The 23029-nt window shown below is 55.7% G+C and carries 21 protein-coding genes; 10 read left to right on the top strand and 11 right to left on the bottom strand.

The features are described 5' to 3' along the window. Window positions 1–95 precede the first annotated feature (95 nt). Genes OLTU_RS31690 through OLTU_RS31650 form a run of 9 tightly spaced genes read left to right on the top strand, consistent with a single transcriptional unit; the run spans window position 96 to window position 8040 of the window. Window positions 96–530 (top strand): hypothetical protein, encoded by a 435-nt coding sequence (locus tag OLTU_RS31690; RefSeq protein WP_141736713.1) that lies wholly within the window; start codon window positions 96–98, stop codon window positions 528–530. 27 nt (window positions 531–557) lie between these two features. After that, complete coding sequence (locus OLTU_RS31685; protein WP_141736712.1) at window positions 558–1148, top strand: F0F1 ATP synthase subunit B; 591 nt, start codon at window positions 558–560, stop codon at window positions 1146–1148. Next, window positions 1145–1684, top strand: coding sequence for an ATP synthase F1 subunit delta (gene atpH / locus OLTU_RS31680; RefSeq protein WP_141736711.1), 540 nt, complete (start codon window positions 1145–1147; stop codon window positions 1682–1684). The genes OLTU_RS31685 and atpH overlap by 4 nt, the downstream gene beginning before the upstream one ends. A 16-nt stretch (window positions 1685–1700) precedes the next feature. Further along, on the top strand, window positions 1701–3215 hold the full coding sequence (gene atpA, locus OLTU_RS31675) for a F0F1 ATP synthase subunit alpha (protein WP_141736710.1): 1515 nt from the start codon (window positions 1701–1703) through the stop codon (window positions 3213–3215). Beyond that, the gene (gene atpG, locus OLTU_RS31670) at window positions 3208–4074 is read left to right on the top strand and encodes an ATP synthase F1 subunit gamma (protein ID WP_141736709.1); all 867 of its coding nucleotides are present in this window, start codon (window positions 3208–3210) and stop codon (window positions 4072–4074) included. Before atpA ends, atpG begins: the two co-directional genes overlap by 8 nt. 30 nt (window positions 4075–4104) lie before the next feature. Next, window positions 4105–5508: a F0F1 ATP synthase subunit beta gene (gene atpD / locus OLTU_RS31665; RefSeq protein WP_141736708.1), complete on the top strand. Its 1404-nt coding sequence runs from the start codon at window positions 4105–4107 to the stop codon at window positions 5506–5508. A gap of 13 nt (window positions 5509–5521) precedes the next feature. Continuing rightward, the gene (atpC, locus tag OLTU_RS31660; protein WP_141736707.1) at window positions 5522–5935 is read left to right on the top strand and encodes an ATP synthase F1 subunit epsilon; all 414 of its coding nucleotides are present in this window, start codon (window positions 5522–5524) and stop codon (window positions 5933–5935) included. A 1-nt stretch (window position 5936) separates the two neighbouring features. Beyond that, window positions 5937–7031, top strand: coding sequence for a glycosyltransferase (locus OLTU_RS31655; protein WP_141736706.1), 1095 nt, complete (start codon window positions 5937–5939; stop codon window positions 7029–7031). Window positions 7032–7050: 19 nt separating this feature from the next. Then, window positions 7051–8040, top strand: coding sequence for an SDR family oxidoreductase (locus OLTU_RS31650; protein ID WP_141736705.1), 990 nt, complete (start codon window positions 7051–7053; stop codon window positions 8038–8040). 42 nt (window positions 8041–8082) lie between these two features. Here OLTU_RS31650 and ftsZ read toward each other — a convergent pair whose 3' ends face one another. The 11 genes from ftsZ to rsmH form a co-directional block, all read right to left on the bottom strand. After that, window positions 8083–9669 (bottom strand): cell division protein FtsZ, encoded by a 1587-nt coding sequence (gene ftsZ, locus OLTU_RS31645; RefSeq protein ID WP_141736704.1) that lies wholly within the window; start codon window positions 9667–9669, stop codon window positions 8083–8085. Window positions 9670–9782: 113 nt separating this feature from the next. Then, window positions 9783–10961: a cell division protein FtsA gene (gene ftsA, locus OLTU_RS31640; RefSeq protein WP_141736703.1), complete on the bottom strand. Its 1179-nt coding sequence runs from the start codon at window positions 10959–10961 to the stop codon at window positions 9783–9785. Between the two features lie 15 nt (window positions 10962–10976). Further along, window positions 10977–11804 carry a hypothetical protein gene (locus OLTU_RS31635; RefSeq protein WP_141736702.1) on the bottom strand — a complete coding sequence of 276 codons (828 nt, stop codon included), beginning with the start codon at window positions 11802–11804 and terminating at the stop codon, window positions 10977–10979. After that, window positions 11767–13167, bottom strand: a complete 1401-nt coding sequence (murC, locus tag OLTU_RS31630; RefSeq protein ID WP_141736701.1) for a UDP-N-acetylmuramate--L-alanine ligase — start codon at window positions 13165–13167, stop codon at window positions 11767–11769. Before murC ends, OLTU_RS31635 begins: the two co-directional genes overlap by 38 nt. Window positions 13168–13258: 91 nt before the next feature. Beyond that, window positions 13259–14380 (bottom strand): putative lipid II flippase FtsW, encoded by a 1122-nt coding sequence (gene ftsW, locus OLTU_RS31625; protein WP_141736700.1) that lies wholly within the window; start codon window positions 14378–14380, stop codon window positions 13259–13261. 54 nt (window positions 14381–14434) lie between these two features. Next, window positions 14435–15793, bottom strand: coding sequence for a UDP-N-acetylmuramoyl-L-alanine--D-glutamate ligase (murD, locus tag OLTU_RS31620; RefSeq protein WP_141736699.1), 1359 nt, complete (start codon window positions 15791–15793; stop codon window positions 14435–14437). A 7-nt stretch (window positions 15794–15800) separates the two neighbouring features. Next, the gene (gene mraY / locus OLTU_RS31615; protein ID WP_141736698.1) at window positions 15801–16874 is read right to left on the bottom strand and encodes a phospho-N-acetylmuramoyl-pentapeptide-transferase; all 1074 of its coding nucleotides are present in this window, start codon (window positions 16872–16874) and stop codon (window positions 15801–15803) included. Window positions 16875–16883: 9 nt separating this feature from the next. Continuing rightward, window positions 16884–18257, bottom strand: a complete 1374-nt coding sequence (locus OLTU_RS31610; RefSeq protein ID WP_141736697.1) for a UDP-N-acetylmuramoyl-tripeptide--D-alanyl-D-alanine ligase — start codon at window positions 18255–18257, stop codon at window positions 16884–16886. A gap of 15 nt (window positions 18258–18272) precedes the next feature. Further along, a complete protein-coding gene (locus OLTU_RS31605; protein ID WP_176737135.1) occupies window positions 18273–20093 on the bottom strand; it encodes a peptidoglycan D,D-transpeptidase FtsI family protein in 1821 nt (606 codons plus the stop codon). 32 nt (window positions 20094–20125) lie between these two features. After that, window positions 20126–20398, bottom strand: a complete 273-nt coding sequence (locus OLTU_RS31600; RefSeq protein ID WP_141736695.1) for a hypothetical protein — start codon at window positions 20396–20398, stop codon at window positions 20126–20128. A gap of 77 nt (window positions 20399–20475) precedes the next feature. Beyond that, window positions 20476–21438, bottom strand: a complete 963-nt coding sequence (gene rsmH / locus OLTU_RS31595) for a 16S rRNA (cytosine(1402)-N(4))-methyltransferase RsmH (protein ID WP_176737134.1) — start codon at window positions 21436–21438, stop codon at window positions 20476–20478. Window positions 21439–21786: 348 nt separating this feature from the next. Here rsmH and OLTU_RS31590 point away from each other — a divergent pair, with 348 nt between their 5' ends. After that, window positions 21787–22980 carry a LysM peptidoglycan-binding domain-containing protein gene (locus tag OLTU_RS31590; protein WP_141736693.1) on the top strand — a complete coding sequence of 398 codons (1194 nt, stop codon included), beginning with the start codon at window positions 21787–21789 and terminating at the stop codon, window positions 22978–22980. The last annotated feature ends 49 nt before the right edge of the window (window positions 22981–23029 follow it).

The raw sequence follows: 23029 nt of genomic DNA, 5'->3' as shown, positions 1-23029 counted from the left end.
TCCTTTCTTGAGAAACGGGCCATAATAAGTTACTTAGAGGTTCCCTTGCTTCAAAGGAATTTTATATCTCAGCACTTAGCGAGGTGAATCCAAGGATGTCCTCTCTTAATCTGTCCCCCAATCCGACTATCATGGCCATCACGGCAGGGATTTTTGTCGCTAATCTTTTAGTGGTCAAAAAACTCTTCCTTGAACCCTATCTGAAAGTCCGCGATCAACGCATCAAGGCCACTTTTGGCAACCAGGCGGCCGCCGAGCAGCTGGAAGTCGAAAACACCCGATCCACGGAAAAAATCCGCGATCGGATCGCTCAGGCCAGCCTTGAGGCCCGCAATTTCCGCGAATCGAGCCTGGCGACGGCCAAGCAAAAACGCGATGAATTGCTGGCTGCTGCATCGAAGGAAGCCAGCGAAGTGGTGGCTGCCATGCGCGGCAATCTGGTGAAAGAGCTGGCCGAACAGCGTCAAGCCGTTCCAGCCATCGTTCAACAGCTGTCTCGCCAATTCGTAGATCGTCTCATCCCCCATTGAACGATTCGGACCACAAAGAGGTAATGCGTGGAAGGTGTTGATATCTTTACAGGTGTAATCGCTCCCTATATCAATTTGGGGATCTTCCTGATTCTCGCCACTTTGATGTTGCGGGGGCCCGTTCGGAACGCCTTGGCGGCCAAGCGCAATGCGTACGAGGATCTCGTAAGAAAAGCCAGTGCGGCGAAAGAGGAAGCTGAGAAGCGCAATCTGGAGCTCAAGGATCGCCTTGTGAAACTGGACAGGGAAGTGGAAGAGATCCGGGTGAAGGCGCAGACTCAGGCCGAGCAGGAAGCCCGTCAGGTGGTCGCCAATGCGGAAGCTCTGGCCGAGCATCTGAAGCGCGAAGCCCGCCGGATTGCGGAAGCTGAGATTGCCGCAGCCCGCGAAGAACTGCAGCGCGACATCATCGAGCAGGTCAAGATTCAGACCATCGAACAGCTGCGAGCCAGTCTGGATGACAACCGTCAGCATCAGGTGGTTCAGCAAGGTCTGAACACTTTGGGCGGCGTCCGTCCGGCCAAATCCTTGACCGCGGAAGCTGAGGTCGTGCCCTATCCCAGCGTCCATCCAACCCAAAAACCCCAGAGCCCGGTTCGTGCGGAGGTAAACTCGTGAGCGCAGAAAAAATCGCGCATCGTTACGCAACTGCTCTTTTGTCCCTGACTGAGGGCAAGGCTGATGTTCAGGATAAGATCACCAGCGACCTTGCCGCCATGGCCCAACTCTATGATGACAAGGCCATCCGCAAGATTATCGCCAGCCCTATCGTCAATCCCGAACTCCTGCAGAGCGTCTTTAACAACGTCACCGAACAGCTGAAATCGCCCGACGTTTTGAAACGCTTCCTCGGCACCCTGGTTGAAAGCAAGCGCACGGCGCTGCTACCGACCCTGGCTCAGGACTTCAAACATCAGGTGCAAAAGTCTCGTGGGATCGTCGACGCCACCGTAACCTCGGCCGTCGTCTTGAACGAGGCTGAATTGAAAGACATCCGGACCAAACTGGAAAGCATGCTCGGCAAACGAGTGAACCTCCTTCAGAGCGTCGACAAGTCCATTCTCGGCGGGTTTGAGATTCGGATTGAAAACAGCGTCCTCGATATGACCCTGAAAACAAAACTTGAACATATGACGAAATTTGCCGTCAGCTAAGGAGTATGGGGCGACCATGGAAAAGATTCGCGTAGATGAAGTTAGCAAGATCATTAGCGATCGCATCAAGAACTTCGACCAGCAGGTCGAACTCGAAGAAACCGGTACCGTCCTCTCCGTTGGTGACGGCATTGCCCGTATTTACGGTCTCGACAAGGTGATGGCCGGTGAGCTGGTCAAGTTCAAGGACGGCACCCGCGGTGTGGTTCTGAACCTTGAAGAGGATAACGTCGGTGTCGCCATTCTGGGTTCCGTTTCCGGTATCCAGGAAGGTGAGACCGTGAAAAGAACCCGCGAAATCAACTCGGTTCCTGTCGGACCGGGTCTGGTCGGTCGCGTGGTCGATGCCCTGGGCCAGCCGCTGGACGGACAAGGTCCTGTTAAATTTGAAGAAATGGGCGTTGTGGAAGTCAAGGCGCCTGGTATTATCGCCCGTAAATCGGTGCATGAGCCCCTTCAAACCGGTCTGAAAGCTATCGATGCCATGGTTCCGATCGGCCGCGGCCAGCGCGAGCTTATCATCGGTGACCGTCAGACAGGTAAGACCGCCGTGTGCGTGGACACCATTCTTAGTCAAAAAGGCAAGGATGTGATCTGCGTTTACGTTGCCATCGGTCAGAAAGCTTCGACCGTGGCTCAGGTGGTGGATCGTCTGAAGCGCGAAGGCGCGATGGAATATACCATCGTGGTGGCGGCTTCGGCCCTTGACCCGGCTCCCATGCAATTCCTGGCTCCTTACTCGGGCTGCCGTATGGCGGAATTCTTCCGCGATCGCGGCAAGCATGTTGTGATTTTCTATGATGACCTTTCCAAGCAGGCTGCTGCGTATCGCGAACTTTCGCTCCTGCTCCGTCGTCCTCCCGGACGCGAAGCGTATCCCGGCGACGTGTTCTATCTCCACAGCCGCCTTCTGGAACGCGCTTGCAAGTTGAACGATAAACTCGGCGCCGGTTCGATCACCGCGTTCCCTGTGATCGAAACCCAGGCCGGTGATATCTCGGCTTATATCCCGACCAACGTGATCTCGATCACCGACGGCCAGATCTTCCTTGAAGCCGACCTTTTCCACAGCGGTATCCGTCCTGCTATCAACGCCGGTCTTTCCGTATCGCGCGTCGGTGGTTCGGCTCAGGTGCCGGCGATGAAATCGGTTGCCGGTTCGCTCCGTCTGGACCTCGCTCAATATCGCGAGCTGGCTGCATTCGCGCAGTTCGGTTCCGACCTTGATGCCACGACCCAGAAAACTCTGGCTCGCGGGGCACGACTGACCGAGCTCCTGAAGCAGACGCAGTACGCGCCTATGGAAGTCGGGGTGGAAGTGGCCGTGATTTATGCGGGTACCCAAGGGTTCCTTGACAAGTATGAAGTGAAGCAACTGAAAGCCTGGGAAGCCGGCTTTGTCAGTCATCTGCGCGCCAACCACAAGGGCCTCATCGACAAGATCGAGAACCGTGCGAAACTCGGCGAAGTGGAAGAGGAACTGAAAGCGGCGATCAATTCCTACGACAAGGGATATCAGGCTCATGGCTAACCTAAAGGATATCAAGCGTCGGATCGGAAGCGTAAAGAGTACGCAGAAGATCACCAACGCGATGAAACTGGTTTCTGCAGCAAAGTTTGCGCGAGCCAGCCATGCGGTTGACGCTGCCAGACCCTATGCAAAAGCTCTCGACCACATGGTCGAAAAGCTTCTGATGGGCCAGGCCGATCTGCAATCCCCCTTGCTCCGGCAGGGTGAGGAGAAGCGTTCGCTGGTCCTGGTTCTGGCAACCGATCGCGGCCTTTGCGGGGGGTTGAATTCCAACCTCTTCAAAGCTGTCTCGGGTTTCCTGAAAGAAAAATCCCAGGCCGGGGTCACCGTCGACCTCTACGCCTGTGGCAGACGTGCGATTTCATTCGGTAAAAAGACCAATCTTGCGATCGTCGGCCGGGAAGAAAGAGTCCTGGAACGAGTGAACGTTGAAGTGGCTCGTCGGCTGGTGCGTGAAATGGAAAAGCTGTTTACGAGCGGCACCTATGATCGCATCTATATCGCCTATCCGTTCTATAAATCGGCTCTCGATCAGTCTCCCACCATCGACCAGCTTCTGCCGGTGCGCATGAAGCGGGCCACCGAAGGTGAGAACATCAGAACCTATGCGATCGTGGAACCGGGTCTGGATCAGCTGCTCGATAAACTCCTGGAGCGCAGGCTCGTGAGTTTCCTTCTGGCAGCTCTCCTGAGCGGAACAGCGGCCGAGCATGGCGCGCGTATGACGGCAATGGATTCGGCGACCAACAACGCCAAGGAAGTGATTCGCAAGTTGACCTTGCAATACAACCGGGCGCGTCAGGCGGCGATTACCAAAGAGCTGATCGAAATCATCAGCGGTGCCGAAGCCCTTCACTAAAACGTAAGCAGGATCTAAAGGAGATATTTAATGCAAGCGGGAACTATCGTACAGGTCATGGGACCGGTTGTGGACGTCGAGTTTCCTATCGGCTCACTGCCTCCCATCTATAATGCTTTGAAATTGTCCAACCCTTTGATCAGCAAGGATCAGGACAACCTCGTTCTGGAAGTGGCTCAGCATCTGGGTCAGGGCGTGGTTCGTACCATTGCGATGGACACCACAGAAGGTCTGACCCGCGGTCTGACCGTAAGAGATACCGGTGACCAGATCACCGTTCCAGTCGGCCGCTCCGCTCTGGGCCGTATTTTGAACGTGATTGGCGATCCGATCGATGAAGCCGGTCCTGTGAAATCCGAGAAACGCTACCCCATTCACCGGGCCGCTCCCATCTTCACCCAGCTCGCCACCCAGGCCGAGATCCTGGAAACAGGAATCAAGGTTGTGGACTTGATTGCGCCTTACGCCAAAGGCGGCAAGATCGGTCTCTTCGGTGGCGCCGGTGTGGGCAAGACCGTTTTGATCCAGGAGCTGATTAACAACGTTGCGATCCAGCACGGTGGTTTCTCGGTGTTTGCCGGTGTGGGCGAGCGTACCCGTGAAGGGAACGACTTGTTCCATGAGATGAAAGACGCGGGCGTTATCGATAAAACCGCCCTGGTTTTCGGCCAGATGAATGAGCCGCCTGGAGCGCGCGCACGCGTGGCTCTGTCCGCCCTCGCCATCGCCGAATATTTCCGTGACGAAGAAAATCAGGACGTGCTCCTCTTCGTTGACAACATCTTCCGCTTTACCCAGGCAGGCTCGGAAGTGTCCGCTCTCCTTGGCCGTATCCCCTCTGCTGTGGGTTACCAGCCGACTCTCGCCTCGGAAATGGGCGAGCTGCAGGAGCGTATTACAACGACCAAGAACGGTTCGATCACCTCGGTTCAGGCCGTTTACGTGCCTGCTGACGATTACCCCGCCCCGGCGCCAGCCACGACCTTTGCTCACTTGGATGCGTCGACCGTATTGTCCCGTCCGATCGCCGAGCTCGGTATTTACCCAGCTGTGGATCCTCTCGGATCGAACTCGCGTATGCTTGACCCGCAGATTGTGGGAGAAGAGCACTACCAGACAGCACGCCGCGTGCAGCAGATTCTGCAGCGCTACAAGGAACTGCTCGACATCATCGCGATCCTTGGCATGGACGAACTGTCGGAAGAGGATAAGCTGATCGTGGCCCGCGCCCGTAAAGTCCAGCGCTTCATGAGCCAGCCGTTTTTCGTGGCTGAACAGTTTACCGGCAACCCCGGTAAGTATGTGAAGCTGGAAGATACGATCAAAGGCTTCAAGGGCATCTGCGACGGGCAATATGACCATATTCCTGAGCAGGCTTTCCTCTACGTTGGTACGATCGAAGAAGTTGTCGAACGAGCCAAGAAATTCCAATAAGGACAGGTAGCTTATGGCTGCTAATTTTGACCTGAAAGTCCTGTCTCCCAGCCGCTCCGTGACTTCGGTCAAGGCGACTGCTGTAACCCTGCCCGGATCCCTGGGATATATGACGATCCTTCCGGATCACGCGGGTATGGTTGCGGAATTGGATCAGGGTGAAGTGACGATTACCACAACGGAAGCCGCCGTCGAACGATTCTTCGTGGCCGGCGGTTACGTTGAAGTCGAAGGGAACCGCGTGACCCTGCTGGCAGATGTGATTGAACGCGCCATCGAAATCGATATGACCCGGGCCGAAACAGCCCGCAAACGCGCAGCGGATCGTCTGTCGCACATTGGACCGGAAACCGACATCGAACGAGCCAATCGGGCTCTGAGACGGGCGGAACAACGGCTCCAAATGTCCCAATCGACGAAGCATTGATATGCAGAGGCATGGCAGTTCCAAGGCCGGTCCTGGAGTGATACTCTGGGACGGCTTTGGCCTGCAATCCCTCCACTCCGGTGTGGGCCGTCATGCCTGGGATCTTTTGAAGGCCCTGGAACGGGCGGCCTGCTCACCGCGCATCATCCCCTCGGTTCCTGACCTGGATCCTGAATTTTCCCCTTATGTTTTACCGCCAATGGGTGGCTGGCCGCAGTCGCGGATCAAGCCCTGGTCTCTCTTTCTCTCCACGCAGTGGGTAAAAAGGCAGGTCAGGACTCATGATGGTCCCTGCCTTGTGCATGGACTCAGCAATTACAATGTGCCCGCCTGGAAAGCCCCTCAGCTGCGTAAAGTGCTGACCGTGCATGACCTCATTCCGATTCTGCAAAGGAAGGAGGTATCCAGAGCGCTCGGCCTTTATCTCAGCTATCAGCTGCCGCGTGCGGTGGCGGCCGCCGATGCCATTATCTGCGTCTCGCGCTGGACGGAGAACACTTTGCATGAGCACTATCCGGTGAGCCGTGGAAAAACGGTGATGATACCCAACGGCTGGCCCAAGGCTCAGGAAAAAAGTCCCCGGAACCCAGGTTCGCATCTTTTAACCATCAGCCGGATGGAATCCTACAAACGCCTCGACCTGATTCCGGCGATCCTGAGAAATCTCCCGGCCGCCGTCCGCTGGACCGTGGTCACCGATGCCCGCGGTCTTGACCTTCTGCAAAGCCAGACGGATGCGAGGCTTGTCGTGAAAACCCGCCTCAGCGAACCGGAGATGCAGGCCCTTCATGGGGCTGTAGACCTTTATGTGCATCCAAGTCGGCTCGAGGGCTTTTGCCTTCCGGCAGCCGCCAGCATCAGTCACGGCGTTCCGGTGATTTTCACCCGCGGCAGCGGTATCGATGAGGTGGTGGGTGAGGCCGGCATGGGTCTTTTACCCGGAGATTCCGCGGCCCAATGGGCGGAAGCCATCCAGGAGCTGTTGGCGAATTCCGACAAAGCCGGACTTTGCCAGCGTCGCCACCAGTCCGCGCTCAGCTGGGATGATGTGGCTGCCAGGACCCGCGCCCTTTATGATAAACTGGGGGAGCGGTAACTCATCCAGGAGGTGACGTGTGACCAGGAAAACCCCAGGCTCCGCCCCCGTGAAATCAGCAGCCACCGTTCTAGTGTCCGGTTCCGCCGGCTTTGTTGGACGCCATCTTTTGCGGCGCTTATCAGAAAAAAACAGGGCCAGCATCGGCCTTTATCATGCCCATCTGCCTGAACCCATGGCCCATGCGCTGCCGGTTTTTGGCGATCTTTTACGGGTCGAGCATCTGCCGCCCGCCCTTGATGGCATTGAAACCGTGGTGCACCTCGCGTGGAATCAAAGCTTTCGCTCCCGCATCGAGGATGCGCTCTGGGGCGCCGAGGAAACGGTCCTGGCCAGTCGCAACCTTGAGATGCTGAAGAATCTGATTCAGGCGATGCGCGAGGCCGGCACGCAGCGCATTATATTTGTCAGTGCCCTCGGAGCATCCCGCCACGCGGAATCCCTCTACCTCCAGGAGAAATACCAGGCTGAGCTGATGATTTTGAATTCTGAGATTCCTGAGAAGATCATCCTGCGCTCGGCTCTGGCCTTTGGAGACCTTAAATACAAGGATCGCCTCGTCACGGCCATCGAAAGGCTCATGCGTTTTCCCTGGGTTTATCCGGTGCCCCGGTCCAAGGAAAAGCTGGCTCCCTTGCATGTGAATGATCTGAGTGAAATCCTCTTGCGCCTCATTGATATGGCACTGCCGGAGCCGGCGCAGATTCTGGAAGTCACAGGGCAGCAGGAACTTGCCCTTGAGGAGGTCTTTCGCATTGTTTCGCAGGGCATCGGCAAGGGCACGCATATTCCGTTGAAGGGCTTCCTTGGCGAAGCGCTCACGCCTCTCTTTGAAAGGCTGCGCAAGGACACGACACCCAGCGGTCCGCATATCCGGGATCTTCTGACCATCGGCAACCGTCGCGATACCGCCACGATCATCAACAGTCCCTTGCAGCAGACACTTCCTCCCGGCGCCTATCGTTTTCAGGATGCCATGCAGCAAACCGAACAGAGGCTTCTGCAGTAAACAGCAGAAAAAAAGCCCGGAGGTGATCCGGGCTTTCTTTGTTCAGGACAGCGAGAGGTCCTTGGAGGATTTTCTGAGGAACGAGGGAATATCGAGGTCTTCATCATCCTGCGGACGGTGTGGGGCCTTGCTCAACTGCTCAGCGATTTTCAGCGCTTCATCAATCTTGCGATCCATCTCTTCACTCAGGGACACGAGGGCAGGGGCCGACTCGTCCTTGGTAAAGAGTTCCGGATCATCGAGGGATTCGAGCGATTCGTTGTTCAGATTGCCCACGGCCGCGGCGGAGGCGCCTTCGAGGCGCTGATCGCGATCCTGAGCCTTGAGTTCCGTGCTGTCCAGGGACGAGGCCTCCCCTTCCATCGTGAGTCGCGCCAGGCTTTCTTCGAGGGAAGGACGCTCATCATCCGTTTGGGTTTCCCCAAAAGAAGCGGGCGCTGGAGCCGGAGCCACGGTCGTGGTGGGAATCACAGGACGGGCCGGACTCGCGATCATCGCAGGTTTTGCGGCAGGAGCGGAGACCGGGCTTGCTTCACGACGCGAATCCGCGGGAGCCCGTACCGGTTCCGGGGTGCGCACAGGGGTTGTGTTCAGACCAAGAGGAGCGGGCTTCATAAAGCCGGCGCGCCGATTGCGATGCGAGCTGCTGTCGCGGATGTGTTCGAGGTCGCGACTGGGGAAACCTGTGGCAATCACGGTCACCCGCATCATGGCCCCTACATTCTCATCAATCACGGCACCGAAGATGATATTGGCATCTTCATGGGCGGCTTCCTGAATGATCGAACAGGCCTTGTTCACTTCATGAATCGAAACGTTTTCGCCGGCGGTGATGTTGATCAGAATGCCGGTTGCACCTTCGATGCTGACGTCTTCGAGAAGAGGCGAGTTGATGGCACGGCGAGCGGCTTCCTCGGCCCGATCGGGACCTTCGGCGGTGCCGATACCCATCAGCGCCAGACCCATCGAGGACATGACTGTCTTCACATCGGCGAAGTCAACGTTCACCTGGCCTGGGATGTTGATGATGTCGGAGATGCCTTTCACGGCATTCACAAGGACATTGTCGGCCATGCGAAACGCATCGATCATGCTGAGCTCAGGACTGGCGATTTCGAGGAGGCGCTGATTGGGAATCGTGATCAGCGTGTCCACGCTTTCCTCAAGACGCTTGATGCCTTCCTCAGCGTATTTCATGCGTCTTTTGCCTTCGAACGCGAAGGGCTTGGTGACCACAGCCACCGTCAGGGCTCCCATTTCACGGGCGATCTGAGCGGCAATGGCCGCGCCGCCGGTTCCTGTACCACCGCCCATGCCGGCGGTGATAAAGACCATATGCGCACCCTGCAGAGCTTCGGTAATCGCGGCGCGATCCTCGAGCATTGCGTCACGACCGATGTCGGGATCCGCACCGGCACCGAGCCCACGGGTCAGCTCCTTGCCGATCTGAATTTTCCTTTCGGCCAATGAGAAACGGAGGGACTGGACATCGGTATTGGCCGCGATGAACGTAACCCCTTCGATATTGGTGCGAATCATGGTGTTGATTGCATTCCCGCCACCGCCACCGATGCCGATGACTTTGATGTTCGCCGTTGGAGGGACAAAATGATCCGAGTCGAGAGCCATGAGAAACTCCTTCGCGACCTTCATCGAGGCTGTGAAATTTTATTTGGATAGGATGGACTAAGAAAATTATAGAGAGGAACGCGGCTGACTGTCAAATTTTTGACCGCTTCGCTTCAGGACAGTTCGCGAATCCAGTTCACAAACTGGTCGAGGTAACGACGCGACCATGAACCATTCATCTGCTGTGCGCTCACGCGACGACCGAGTTCCAAATTGAGAAGACCCAACGCTGTGGCGTGACGCGTCGTGTGAATGCCAAGACCCATTTGATCCACTGAGAGTTGCGGAGGGGCGACTTTCACCTGAACTTTGAAGCGATCCGCCAGGAAGCGGTCGATCCCAATCACCTGCGATCCACCACCGGTCAGCAAAATTCCGGCGCCCAGCTGCCCCCGGAATTCCAAAAGATCATTGGCCAGATGCGCGCCCAGTTCATGAATGCGCGAGCCCAGCACAATGAAAACCTTCTTGGCCAGAGGATCAAGCTGATGCCTGAGTTCCTTCGGTGTATCGTAGTATTTCAACCCATAGGCATGTTTCAACTGTTCCGCTTCCGGTATACTCACATTCAAACCCACGGCCAGATCGCGGGTCATCATCGATCCTGCAATATTGATCGTGAAGGCCTTGACTGGTTTTCCATTCTGAAAGATGACGCCATCCGTGGTGCCGCCACCGATGTCGGCGATGGCAAGGCCGAGCTGTTTGGCTTCATCCGCCACGCAGACCGAAGCCGAAGCGAACGGCTCCGAGAAAAGACGCAGAACCTCAAGACCATTGGCATTGCAGACACGGATGATATCCCGCAGATAATCCTTGTCGGCATCAATGGCAAAGTAACGTCCGCTGAGATTGGATGCGGTAAAACCCACGGGATTGTTAGTTTCCTCGCGCGCATCAATCCGATAAGCGATGGGCACACAGTGCAGAAGTTCACGGAAAGGTGTTTCCGCCTTGATTTCCACTTCCTCGAGAAGCCGCTTCAGATGTCTTGTTTGGATGGGCTGATGCGGAATGGTCAAAGTATGCTCGACGATCGTGCTGCGCAGGTGACTGCCGGCGACGCCGACGATGATCCTGTCGATCAAAACATTGAGTTGCTTTTCCGCTTTCTCGATGAGTTCTTTCAGGCAACGCTCAGCTTTGGAAAAATCCGATACCATGCCCCGATGCATACCGTCCGCTGGAACCTCGACCAGTTCCAGCTTCGGAGCCCCTGATCCCCAGATCAAAGCAGCGATGCAAAATTTCGTTGTCCCAAGATCGAGGGCAAAAAGTTGCTTGGATTGCACGGTATTTCCTAATGTCTAGAGTACACTCTCTTTGACGAAGGCTTTGCCTTTGTAATCAACTTCAATCATCGCCGATGAAAGGCCGCGCTCTTTCAAGCTGATAATGATCTTTTCGAGCTTCATATATTTGTTGGAGTAGGGTTTAAAACCGAGTGTCACCCGGTAATTTGAGGCTTCAAGATCACCACTGATTCCGCGAAAATCATCATAAACAAGGCTGCGATACTTTATATTATACTTGCTTCCTTCCTGGATGGCGAGAAGGGCCTCGTTGATAATCTTCTGATTGCCAGCGCTGACACGAAAGGTTCCATTGGCTGTTCGTGTCATGTTCTGCCGACGGTTCAAACCCTTGAGCACCGGGAGCGGCGAGACCTGACCTTCGCTGAGTTCACCAAAGATGATGCCATCGGTCGTCGCAAAACGACGACGATCAAGTTCGACGATCATGGCGGCCGCGAAAGGTTCTGTACCTATCGCGAGACGCTCCGGGGCCGTGCGGATCAAGGTGATGGAGCGCAGTCCCATCTTTTGATGCAAGCGTTCGGCAAACTGTGGGAGAGAATCACCATGGATGGCGGAGAGCTGACCATAGGCTTCGCGAATCGGTGCCTCATCCTCCACGCCGATGCTTGCAAGGACCTGAAGCTCAGGCCTTTCATCGTTCCTGAGAAAATCAAAACCGGAGGAGGCGAGACGGGGCTTGAGCCAGAGGCTGAATCCGACGCCGCCGGCCAACACAAGCACCGGCGGAAGAAGTTTTTTCAATACGGGCAGAAGGCGATAACGTCGCTTGAGTTTTTGACTATCGAGGAGTCCTTTCCTGCGCCGTCTTTTGCTCATGGAGAGCATCCTTCCATTGCTGACTCAACTGCGAAACATCGCCGGCACCAACGGTGATCAGAACCGTTGGCCGACGCGGGCTTTGCAAAAGTTTATTCAGGGTCTCGGTGCTGTATGGCTGGGCTTTCACCTGGCTGACGCGACTCAGGTCTTCCGCCAGGATACTGGGGGAAAAATCCTTGTCGGTCGACTCACCGGCGGCATACACAGGCATGATAAGCACTTCGTCCGCCGCTGCAAAAGAAGCCATGAGTTCATTATACATAGTTTCCAGTCGCGAGTATCGGTGGGGCTGAAAGATAACAATCAGTCGCTCATTCGGAAACGCTTCGCGTGCACCTTCAATACATGACTGAATTTTTCCAGGATTGTGGGCATAGTCGTCAAATATTTTGACGCCATCGATTTCGGCAACGAGCGAAAAGCGCCGCTTCACACCCGGATAACGCGCAAGGGCCGCAGCGGCTTTCGGCAAATCAAGATCCAGGGCCTTGGCGACGGCAAGGCAGCAGAGTATGTTCTGGAGATTGTGGCGACCCACCACCGGCGCGCTGCCTTTTATCAAAATTTTATCGACCACCGCCTCGTAGTCGGCGACCGCACCATGGCTCTTGAAATTCAGGCCACGAACCTCTGCTCCAATACGGGTTCCAAAGGTCAGACGCTGACCGGCAAACTCATGCGCCACCTCGCGAGCCGCGTGGTTATCCCAGCCGAAGATCGCCCAGCCGTCCGCCTGGGTTCTGTTCACAAAAGTGAGAAAGCCCCGCTTCAGGCCTTCGAGGTCCTGATAGTAATCGAGATGATCGAGGTCAATATTGGTGATGATACTAAGGTAAGGCTCGTAGCGCAGAAAGCTGCCATCGGACTCATCGCATTCGGCCACAAACCACGGCCCGGAACCATTCATGGAATAGCTGTTCGTACCGACGAGTTCCCCACCGATCGCCGCGGTCGGATCCAGACCCATCTCCCGCAACATGAAAGCGACCATTGCCGTGGTTGAGGTCTTGCCATGCGTGCCGCTGATGCAGATGGGTTTGAAACGGCTCATCAGCTCATGCAAAAACTCGGAGCGATGCAGGATGGGTAAACCCAGCCTTTGCGCCTCGGCCACCTCGGGGTTGGCTCCTTTGATGGCGGTCGAGGCCACGATGCGAACCGGACCCGAGGGAATGGCGTCCGCGCGGTGACCGATGGTGACACGGGCCCCACGGGCCACCAGCTCATCTGTACTGCTTGATTGATTCTGATCGGAACCGCTGACCTGATAGCCTTGAGACAAAGCTATTTCCGCCAAAGGTCGCATGCCGGTCCCACCGATCCCTATGAAATGCACAAGCCTTGGGGATACGTCTTTCATTTTGTTCAACTCAGTCGCATGGAAAGAACAGGTTGCAAGGCAGTCCCTACCGCCCAGGTTGGTCGCCAGGTTCAGCGGGTGCAAAGGAGTTTCAGCCTGCGCGGCTGGGAGCAACCTTGGCGAGCCGGGCGAGGATTCCCACCATCAGCAAAAAGCTGAGAAGAGAGCTCGATCCATAGCTGACGAAGGGGAGGGGCATTCCTTTCGTCGGCAAAAGACCCATGGCGACTCCCATATTTACGATAGCCTGGATGGAAATTAAAGAGCTTAGTCCCATCGCGAGGAATTTTCGGTAGGTCTCATTCTGCATGGTCGTGATGCGCAAGCCGAGCCACGCAATGTATGCAAAGCAGGAAAGCACAAGGAAGACGCCCAGCAGACCGGTTTCTTCGCCGATCACCGAAAGGATAAAATCGGTATGCGCTTCCGGCAGAAAGAAGAGCTTCTGCCGGGACTCCCCAAGGCCGACGCCCAAAAGGCCCCCGTTGTGAAAGCCCAAATAACTTTGCACAATTTGAAAGCCACCGGTCCGTATGGATTCCCAGGGATCCAGAAAACTGGTAATTCGCGCCAGGCGATAGGGTGCATGCAGGATGGCAGCAACGACTCCCAGCACGCCCAGACAAAAGGCTGTGATGATATAACGCAGGGGAAGACCCGCAACAAACAGCATGAGCATGGTGATCACGACATAAACCACGGTGGAACCAAAGTCAGGTTGCAGCATGAGGAGCAGGACAAAAGCACTTAAAACACCGAGGTTGGGCAGGATGGCTATCGGACGTTTATCAATACGGGCGGACGGTCGGCTGAGATTGCGCGCCAGAAACAGGATCAGCGCAACCTTGCCCAACTCCGAGGGTTGAAAGGTGAACCAGGCGAGACGCACCCACCGGGAGGCGCCGTTGGCCTTATGCTGCAGTCCGGGAATCAGCGTAAACAAAATCAGAAGGGCGGATAGCGCCACGAGGGGCAGGGTCAGCATTTCGATCCAGCGCAGGGGCATGGTCTGGAGCAGCATGATCATGCCAAAACCCAGCGCGGCCAGCACAAATTGTTTGCGCACGAAAAAGAGGGTGTCGTGGAACTTGATCTCGGCCGGGATGCTCGACGAGGTGTAAATCGCGAGGAGACCCAGCGCGGTCAGAAGGAAGGCGGTGAAGAGCAGGGCGTTGCGATAGAATCGACCTTCAGCGGCAGAAGGTGTTTCCATGAAATTCTCCTCATCTCCACGGCATGGTCACATCCTTCTATTGTTTCTTTTGCCCTAGCTCTTGTCCAGCAGGGGGGTCAAATTTTGATTGAAAAAGGCCCCCCTTTCCTCAAAGTTTTTAAATTCATCAAACGACGCGCAGGCCGGAGAAAAGACAAGCGGCGCGGGATGTTGCCGAACAAGGCCGACGATTGCGTCCAGCGCAGCCTTGAGAGTGGGAAAAACGATGGGATTCAAGTCCTTGAGATCGCTCTCTATTTTAGGGCCGGCCGCACCGAAGGCGATCAGCTTTCCAATGCGGTCGCGATGGGCGGCGATCGGCGCAAAGGACTCGCCCTTGGGTTGACCGCCCAGCAGCACGAGCGCCGGCACGCGCATGCTCTGCAAGGCCACCAGAGTCGATTCCACATTGGTGGATTTGCTATCGTTGAAGACGGGATGCCCCTGGATGCTGCCGATTTTTTGAAAGCGGTAGGGCAGCCACTGATAAGTGGTCACGCCGCGCAGGAGATCCTTCCACGAGGCCTCGACCAGACTTCGCACAGCCAGGATGGAAGCCACAACATTCAATTGATTATGAAAGCTGAGATCCGCCGGCAGCGTTTCCGCCTGGGGAAAACCGTCGCCGCTCACCAGCCCTTTTTGAGAATCGATATGCACGACCTGGGAAGGACCATAAGCCTTGTATGGTGTTTCCGCATCAACCACGATCTGGGTGATCGGAGCCTTGGGGAAGGGCACAGCATACGCATGGGCCTGTTCCACAATGCGCCGCGGCATAATCAGACGGCCGCTTTCCACCGTGCCCAGCATCAGTTTCCACTTCGCCTTGAAATAATTTTCCATGGTGCCATGGCGTTCGAGATGATCAGGCGAAAAGGACATAAAAAGACTGCAGTGATTGCGAATGGGCTGGGAAAAGTCGAGCTGATAGGACGAGAGTTCCAGCACCAGAATTTCCGGCACCCGGTCCTCGGCGATAAGAAGACTCGGGGCAATGCCGATGTTGCCGCTGGCCTCGGCCTTGCTTCCAAGTTCCTGGAGCAGATGGGCCAGCAGGGTGGTTGTGGTCGACTTGCCATTGGTTCCGGTCACGCCCATGACCGTGCCTTCAAAGACCTTGAGGGCCAGATCGATTTCACTGAGGATCGGCAGACCGCGTCGGCGCGCTTCCTGAAGGATGGGAATCTCAGGGGAAAGGCCAGGACTCACGACCAGCTGGGAAATGCCGGTGAGGAGCTCCGGGGTTTGCGGACCGATCACAAGATCCGCGCCGTCGGCACGAATCTCCTGAGCGATCTCAGGGAATTTCTCGGCTATGTCAGAAACCAGGGGGCGATGTCCCTGGCGCAAAAGCAGCTTCGCAGCACCCAGGGCCGAGCGTCCGGCCCCTAGAATCAAAGTCTTGTTCATATACGTCTCAGCGCAGTTTCAGGCTCATGAGACCGATAATGGCAAGAATGATCGAAATAATCCAGAAGCGAACGATAACCCGTGGCTCCGGCCAGCCTTTCAATTCGAAGTGGTGGTGAATCGGCGCCATGCGGAAAATGCGCTTGCCGCGCAGTTTGAAGCTACCGACCTGGATAATGACGGACAAGGCTTCCATGACAAAAATCCCACCAACGATGACAAGCAGGATTTCATTCTTGGTAAACACGGCGATGGCGCCCAGGGCTCCGCCCAAAGGCAGCGACCCGACATCACCCATGAAAACCTGAGCGGGGAAGGTGTTATACCAGAGAAAACCCATGCCAGCACCGATCAGGCAGGCACAGAAGATCGCCAGTTCACCCGTATCCTTAAGATAATGCAGCTGCAGATATTCCGAGAATTTTATGTTGCCGCCGACATAGGCGAGGATGGCAAAGCAGGCCGCGGTGGTCATCACCGGCCCGATCGCGAGACCATCCAGGCCATCGGTAAGGTTCACGGCGTTGCTGGCGCCGACAATGACGAAGGCGGCAAAGGGAATATAGAACCAGCCGAGGTCGATGACCCATTCCTTGAAGAAGGGAAAATGCAGCTCGCCGTTGCGATAGATCCAGAAATGCGCCGTGCAGATCAGAAGCGCCACTGCCCATTGACCGACGAGTTTCTTTTTTCCGGAGAGGCCTTTGGTATTTTTCTTGGACACCTTCAGATAATCGTCGAGAAAACCAATAAGGCCATACGTCATGGTCACGATGCAGACAAACCAAAGATGCGGATTGACCCAATCCATCCACAAAAGAGCCGGAATCAACGTGGCAGCGAGAATCAATCCGCCACCCATCGTCGGCGTGCCGGCTTTGGAGAAGTGCGACTGCGGCCCATCATTGCGAACCTGTTGGCCGATCTGTTTGTTTTTGAGTTTGCGAATAAACCAGGGAGAGAACATGAAACTGATACCCAGCGCAGTCAGCAGTGCCGCCATCGAGCGAAAGGTAATGTAACGGGTTACATTAAAAACCGTGAGGCTCTCGGCCAGGTTGTGGAAGATGTGATAAAGCAAGGCGGTTTCCTATGGAGTGAGAAGGGTATCGATGATTATACCTAATCTTATACCTTTCGAAGCTTTTACGTAAAGCAGCTCAGTATCAGGCCAAAATGCGGGCAATTGGGCAATCACCTGTTCCACGCGGTCGAACTGTTCGACGCGATCGGCCGGCATTCCCGTGCGGATGGCTTCCTCGGCAATCCAGCGGGACATGGGGCCTACGGTCAAAAGCTTGGCTGGCTTGATCTCCTGGGCACAGAAGGCTCCGACCGCGCGATGCGCGCTTTCCGAACTGTCGCCGAGTTCCAACATATCACCGAGAATCAGGCAGGTTTTCCGTTGGCGATAAGCATCGCGCAATGTGCTGAGCCCCGCCTTCATACTTTCCGGATTCGCATTGTAAGAGTCATCGATCAAAAGCTGATGCCGCAGCGCATGCACCTTGAAGCGGCCTTTGACGCCCTGAAAGGTTTGCAGGCCGGCGGCACAGGCTTTGGGATCAAGGTTCAAAGCCACGCCGATCGCCAGACAGGTGGCAGCGTTGATGGCAAAGCTGCTGTGATAAAAATTCGAGGTGACCGTCTGCTTTTGCCCACGGATTGAAAAGTGAAGGCGCACCTGACCGCGACCATCGAGTTCGGTATCGAGCAGCTGCACATCCGCGGAAGGATCGCGACCGAAGCTCACCAGAGTCTTATTCTTCAGCCTTTTCATGGCTTCATCAATGCGGGCATCATCTTTGAAATAGACGGCCGTGGGAGCCGCCGCGATTTCCATCTTGGCTTCCAGAATCTTGAGCGGCCCTCCAAATTCACCGACATGCGCGCTGCCGACGTTAAGCAGCACACCGATATCCTGCAGGACGATCTTCGATAGGAATTCGATATCCCCTTTGTGCCGTGCACCCATTTCTATCACAGCAAAGCGATGGAGCGGTGTCAGGCGGCAGAGGGTGAGGGGAGTGCCCAGCTCATTGTTGAGACTCCCTTCGGTTTTCAGAGTGGGCGCGATGCTATGCAGCATGGCGGCGGCCATCTCCTTGACTGTGGTCTTGCCGGACGAACCGGTAATGCCGACGACCTTGCAGCCGATTTCCTGACGCCACCAGCGGGCCAAATCCTGCAAGGCTTTGGTCGTATCCGGGACTTCAATCCCCAGCTTGCGAAGCTCGGCCGGGAGCTGCTCGCGGAGCCGCGATTCAAAAAAGAATCCCGCCGCCCCCTTGTCCACAGAGGCCTGGATAAAGTCATGACCATCGAAATTTGCGCCACGGATGGGCATAAACCATTGGCCGGCTTCAATCCGGCGACTGTCACTGTTCACGCGATTGGGAAGATCAAAAGGAATGGATTCACGTTCTGTGCGCCATCCCAGGTCCTCCACAGGATTTTTGACCATGGTATGCCGGACTCCTTAAAGGGCTTGATTGCCCCGGCTTTCTGACTTTTGTAGATGATCGTTGGTTCCTTTTGCAAGCACGTCTTTTGCCGGAAACTTGTCGGGAGCCACATTCAGATAGCGCAGGGTTTCCTCGGCAATTTCCTGAAAGATCGGTGCAGCATGGATGCCACCTGTATAGGGTCTCACGAAGGGTTCATCGACTACGACATAAATCACGAGGTGAGGATCCACACTCGGTGCAAAGCCGATGAAGCTGGCGATTCGCAGATGATCCGAATAGCGACGGGTCTGCGGATCCACTTTTTCACTGGTGCCGGTTTTTCCGGCAGACGACCAGGAGGTCAAGGCCGCCCGGCTGCCGGTTCCTTCATCCACGACGCGGCGCAGGACCTGGCGAAGGCTGGCGGCGGTGGTGGGTGAGAACACACGGCGGACGATTTCCGAGGCGTGCGATTCGATCATGCCGCCCTCGGGTGATTCGATATGGTCGATAAAGAAGGGCTTCATCAGGTTGCCGCCATTGGCAATCGCACCAAAGGCCTGCACCAGTTCAAGGCCTGACGCATAAAAGCCCTGACCAAAGGCAACGTTGGCAAAGCGCACAGGTCGCCATTTCTGCCAGGGACTGACGCGGCCGAACTGCTGTCCGGGAAAACCGATGTGATTGTCACGGGACCCGATGCCGAACTCACCGAGCGTCAGCGCCAGACGTTCCGGACCCATGCGTTTGGCGATCCGATAGGTTCCGATGTTGCTCGATTCAATCAGAATCTCCTCGGTCGACATCGACGGGGCCCCATGCGTATCGCGAATGGTCCAACGATCCTCGGAGTAGCTTCCATTGAAGGTGTCATGGACTTCGTCCATCCGGGTCAGACCCAGTTCGACCGCACGGCCGATGACGAGAGGCTTGACGACCGAGCCGGGTTCAAAGATATCCGTGAGCGCCCGGTTGCGATTGATTTCCTGCGGCGCGCTGTTGACATTGGCGATGGCGAGGATGCGGCCGGTATGAGGATCCGAGACAATGGCAAAACCGCCTTTGGCCTTGGCCTTTTCCACACCCTTTTGCAAAGCCCTTTGAGCCGTATTTTGAATGGCGCTGTCCAGAGTCAGAACAATGTTCTTTCCGGTTTTTTCAGGCAGGGCCAGGAGCGAGTCGCGATAGATGGACTGTCCGCGTGCGTCCCGATTGCGAAAGGTGGTCAGAACCTCACCCTGCAGCGTGCTGTCGTAAGCCAGCTCCACACCCTGAAGACCGTGGTTATCGATGCCGACCGAACCGATCAAAGGCACCAGATCCTTGCCGCTCGGATAAAAGCGGGCCGGTTCGGTGATTTCGTAAAGACCTTCAATCTTAAGAGCGTTGACCTTTTGCGCCTGAGTAAGTTCGACCTTGCGGGCGAGCCAGGCAAAGTAATTGGTACGTTTGGCAACTTTGCGAACATGCTTTGGGGAGATGTCGAGGATCTGCCCGAGCTGCCTTGTCTGCTGCGGCGTGGGATCGAAGATGCGCGGGTTCACGTAAAAGGACGGGCGCCGGATACTGATGGCCAGTGGCTCCCCCCGCCGATCATAGATATTGCCGCGATAGGGAGACAGGTCGATTTTGGTTTGATACTGACGCCGGGCGAGCGTTTCGAGAATATCCGCGGAAGGACTCAGGATGTGAATGGTCACGGCCCGTCCCGCAAGAATGGCAAAGAGCCCAAAAAAGACGAGCGCGATGCTGCGATTGCGTCCCACATAGAAGGGACCCAGCGTCTGGCTGGGCTTCTGCCGACGCAAACTGTTCCAGATTTGACGAACCTGGCCAGGGCGCAGGCGTCGCAAGCTGCTCCAAAGTTGACGAATATGCGGCATTTTCAATGGGCGGCCCAAACATCTTTATGGTTTTCGTTGGCTCGGGCGGACAGGGTCATGAGACTTTCGCGCCGCGTGATCTTCGCCAGTTCCATTTTCAGAGTGCTTTGGGATTCGAGGAGATCGGTTTCAGTCTGTTTCATCTGGCCAATCTTATAGCCGATGATCGTGGTCTGAATCGTAATGTAGGCTTTGAAGGAGGCGAGGCCAAACCCTCCGACCAGCAGGACGAAGGGCAGTTTGTTCCAGATGCGAGTCAGAGTCGAAAGCTTCATGTCGCGAATCCTCCCTGGGGACCCATGGGGTCATACGTTAAGGATATCAGGACTCAGGCGTTTCAGGCGCCTGTGTTTTATAGCTTTTCTATCACGCGCAGCTTGGCACTTCGGGCTCTTGGGTTTCGTTCGACTTCCTGGTCAGACGGTTCCAGAGGAAAGGGTTTGATGATCTGGAAGCGTTTTTCGTACATGGCATCCAATTGAGCGGCGGTGATGGGCACGTGCCGATCAAACCGGGGCTTGTTTCCATCGACCAGGTGTTTGAAACCCTGCTTGACCAGCCGGTCTTCCAGGGAATGGAAGCTGATGATCCCACAGCGACCCCCGGAGGCGAGTACCTTGGGAAAATCCTGGAGCAGCGTTTCGAGTTCCTCGAGTTCCGTGTTCACCGCAATGCGCAGAGCCTGAAAGATTTTGGTCGCCGGATGCTTGCGACTGCGTTCCTTGTAATGGGAAGCGGACGCGACAACATTCGCGAGGTCCGTGGTTTCCGCAAAGGGCTTTTCCGCCCGACGTTTCAGGATGGCCCGCGCCACCGATCGGGCCTGCGGGTCTTCCCCATAATCGCGGAAGATGCGAATGAGTTCCTCTTCCGTGCTTTCGTTGACAAGATCCGCAGCTGTGGGGCCACGCGTCTGATCCATGCGCATATCGAGGGGACCCGATTTCGCAAAGGAAAAACCGCGTTCCGCATGATCAAGCTGTGGCGACGACACACCGATATCGGCACAAAGACCCTGAATGCATCCGAGCAGATTCCTGCTTTCGAGTTCCGGCACCAGTTCCGAGAACGGCGCCTGAATTAATGTGAGCTGACCGCTTTCGAGTTCGGCGGCAAAGCGCTTATGCAGGACGGCCTGAGCCCAGGCATCGCGATCAAAGGCGAAGACTTTTCCGCTTCGGCCCACCTGATCAAGCAGGATGCGGGTGTGTCCACCCCCGCCGGCTGTACAGTCGACAGCATAGTCACCGGGTTTCAGGGCCAGACTCTGCACCAGCTCTTCGCGCAGGACGCTGATATGTTCGAAGTTTTCCATGATACCCCTCGTCCAGAAGAAGGCTTTGTCATACTCGAGGGGCGGCATAGGGGCAACTGGTATTAGCTTATCGCGTCTAAACAGATGTGGTCAAATTCCGCCTGGTTGACTTGTCAAAACGATAGATCACGCTTCATCACTACCCCAAAAACCGCAGAACAGGCAGAAATTCTCGAGGGAAGCAGGAAATCCATGCAGCTTGCGGCCTTTATGATTTCGGTTTGTAATGGCTAAAGGGTTGGCGTTTTTGTGCCGACTCGTACGTCAGGTATCGGTTCACCAGGCATATGGAGGTGTCTTCATGGTGAGATCATTGTCGAAAACCTTGCGTCACACAGGGGAGGGGTCATGAGATCGAAATTGGTCAGGTTACTGTGCCTTGCCAGCTTCATGTTCTCGCTGCAGTTTCTGAGTCTGGGTTGCTCGAGTTCCGACTCGGCAGAAGGTTCAGAAGAGGAAATCGCAGCGTCGACAGAGGAAGAGATGGCCATGGCGGAAAACAACGCCATGGAAAACGAAGAGATGATGAACAACGAGGCGATGGCAAACAACGAAGCGATGATGAACAACGAAGCGATGATGAACAACGAACAGATGATGAACAACGACCAGATGGTCAATGGAGCCGAAACCAACGGCTTCAATAACGACCAGGGCAATGCATTCGGTGCCGAAAACAACGGCATGATGAATGGCATGAACGAAGGCAACATGCTGGCCAACAACCAGGGTCAGGGCGGCGAGGAAGATTTGCAGCAGATCATCGAAGAGATGAATACGGCAAATAACAGCCAGTTTCCCAACAATGGTGGCATGATGAACAACGCCGGCATGGACGGCGGCAACATGATGGCCAATGACGGCATGGGCAATCCAGCCATGGACGCCGGCATGAACGCAGGCATGAACCAGGCGGGAGCAGCTCCCATGAATCCAGCCCCCATGGGCGGTGCGGTCGCCGGCACTCCGGTCGGTCCTGGTCTTCCCGAACTCGGTTCGAAAATGTCCTACATCGTGCAAAAGGGTGACACTCTGGCAAAAATTGCCGCCCGTATCTACGGTGACTCCAACAAGTGGACGGAAATTGCCAACTTCACAGGCCTCGCCAACCCACGACTGATCTATCCCGGTGATGTGGTTTACTACCAGCTGACCGAGCAGTCGATGCAGTTCGCGACAACCTACGAAAGCGTGCAACGTTCCGAGATTCAGATTCAGCAGGGTGACACGCTGGCAACCATCGCCGGTCGCGTCTTTGGCAACTCGTCCCTCTGGAAACTCATCTGGCGCCACAACGATATGATCGACAACCCTGACCGCCTGACCGCTGGCACGACCATCTATTATGTGGATCCTGCAAGCATGGCGTCTGCTGATGACAACGCTGATCAAAAATTTGTGAAAGGTAAAACCAAGTCGAACGGCAAAATGGTTTCCGTGACTAAAGTGAAAGCCAGCAAAGTGGTCCTTGAAGTGGCCAATGATTCACTGGATGACCTGTTTTCGCAAACTGTATCCAAAGATTTCTTAAAACGTACTTAATATAGAAACCTCGAACTTTGACCGCATTCTTTGGAGCAGCTAACGAAGG

The sequence above is a fragment of the Oligoflexus tunisiensis genome, from assembly GCF_001748245.1.
Lineage (GTDB): Bacteria > Bdellovibrionota_B > Oligoflexia > Oligoflexales > Oligoflexaceae > Oligoflexus > Oligoflexus tunisiensis.
This window is presented reverse-complemented; position numbering and strand designations above follow the sequence as displayed.

Coding starts and splice junctions, on each gene's coding strand:
- OLTU_RS31690 (WP_141736713.1), top strand. CDS start 96: ATGTCCTCTCTTAATCTGTCCCCCAATCCGACTATCATGGCCATCACG.
- atpA (WP_141736710.1), top strand. CDS start 1,701: ATGGAAAAGATTCGCGTAGATGAAGTTAGCAAGATCATTAGCGATCGC.
- atpG (WP_141736709.1), top strand. CDS start 3,208: ATGGCTAACCTAAAGGATATCAAGCGTCGGATCGGAAGCGTAAAGAGT.
- atpD (WP_141736708.1), top strand. CDS start 4,105: ATGCAAGCGGGAACTATCGTACAGGTCATGGGACCGGTTGTGGACGTC.
- atpC (WP_141736707.1), top strand. CDS start 5,522: ATGGCTGCTAATTTTGACCTGAAAGTCCTGTCTCCCAGCCGCTCCGTG.
- OLTU_RS31655 (WP_141736706.1), top strand. CDS start 5,937: ATGCAGAGGCATGGCAGTTCCAAGGCCGGTCCTGGAGTGATACTCTGG.
- ftsZ (WP_141736704.1), bottom strand. CDS start 9,669: ATGGCTCTCGACTCGGATCATTTTGTCCCTCCAACGGCGAACATCAAA.
- OLTU_RS31635 (WP_141736702.1), bottom strand. CDS start 11,804: ATGAGCAAAAGACGGCGCAGGAAAGGACTCCTCGATAGTCAAAAACTC.
- murC (WP_141736701.1), bottom strand. CDS start 13,167: ATGAAAGACGTATCCCCAAGGCTTGTGCATTTCATAGGGATCGGTGGG.
- ftsW (WP_141736700.1), bottom strand. CDS start 14,380: ATGGAAACACCTTCTGCCGCTGAAGGTCGATTCTATCGCAACGCCCTG.
- murD (WP_141736699.1), bottom strand. CDS start 15,793: ATGAACAAGACTTTGATTCTAGGGGCCGGACGCTCGGCCCTGGGTGCT.
- OLTU_RS31610 (WP_141736697.1), bottom strand. CDS start 18,257: ATGGTCAAAAATCCTGTGGAGGACCTGGGATGGCGCACAGAACGTGAA.
- OLTU_RS31600 (WP_141736695.1), bottom strand. CDS start 20,398: ATGAAGCTTTCGACTCTGACTCGCATCTGGAACAAACTGCCCTTCGTC.
- rsmH (WP_176737134.1), bottom strand. CDS start 21,438: ATGGAAAACTTCGAACATATCAGCGTCCTGCGCGAAGAGCTGGTGCAG.
- OLTU_RS31590 (WP_141736693.1), top strand. CDS start 21,787: ATGAGATCGAAATTGGTCAGGTTACTGTGCCTTGCCAGCTTCATGTTC.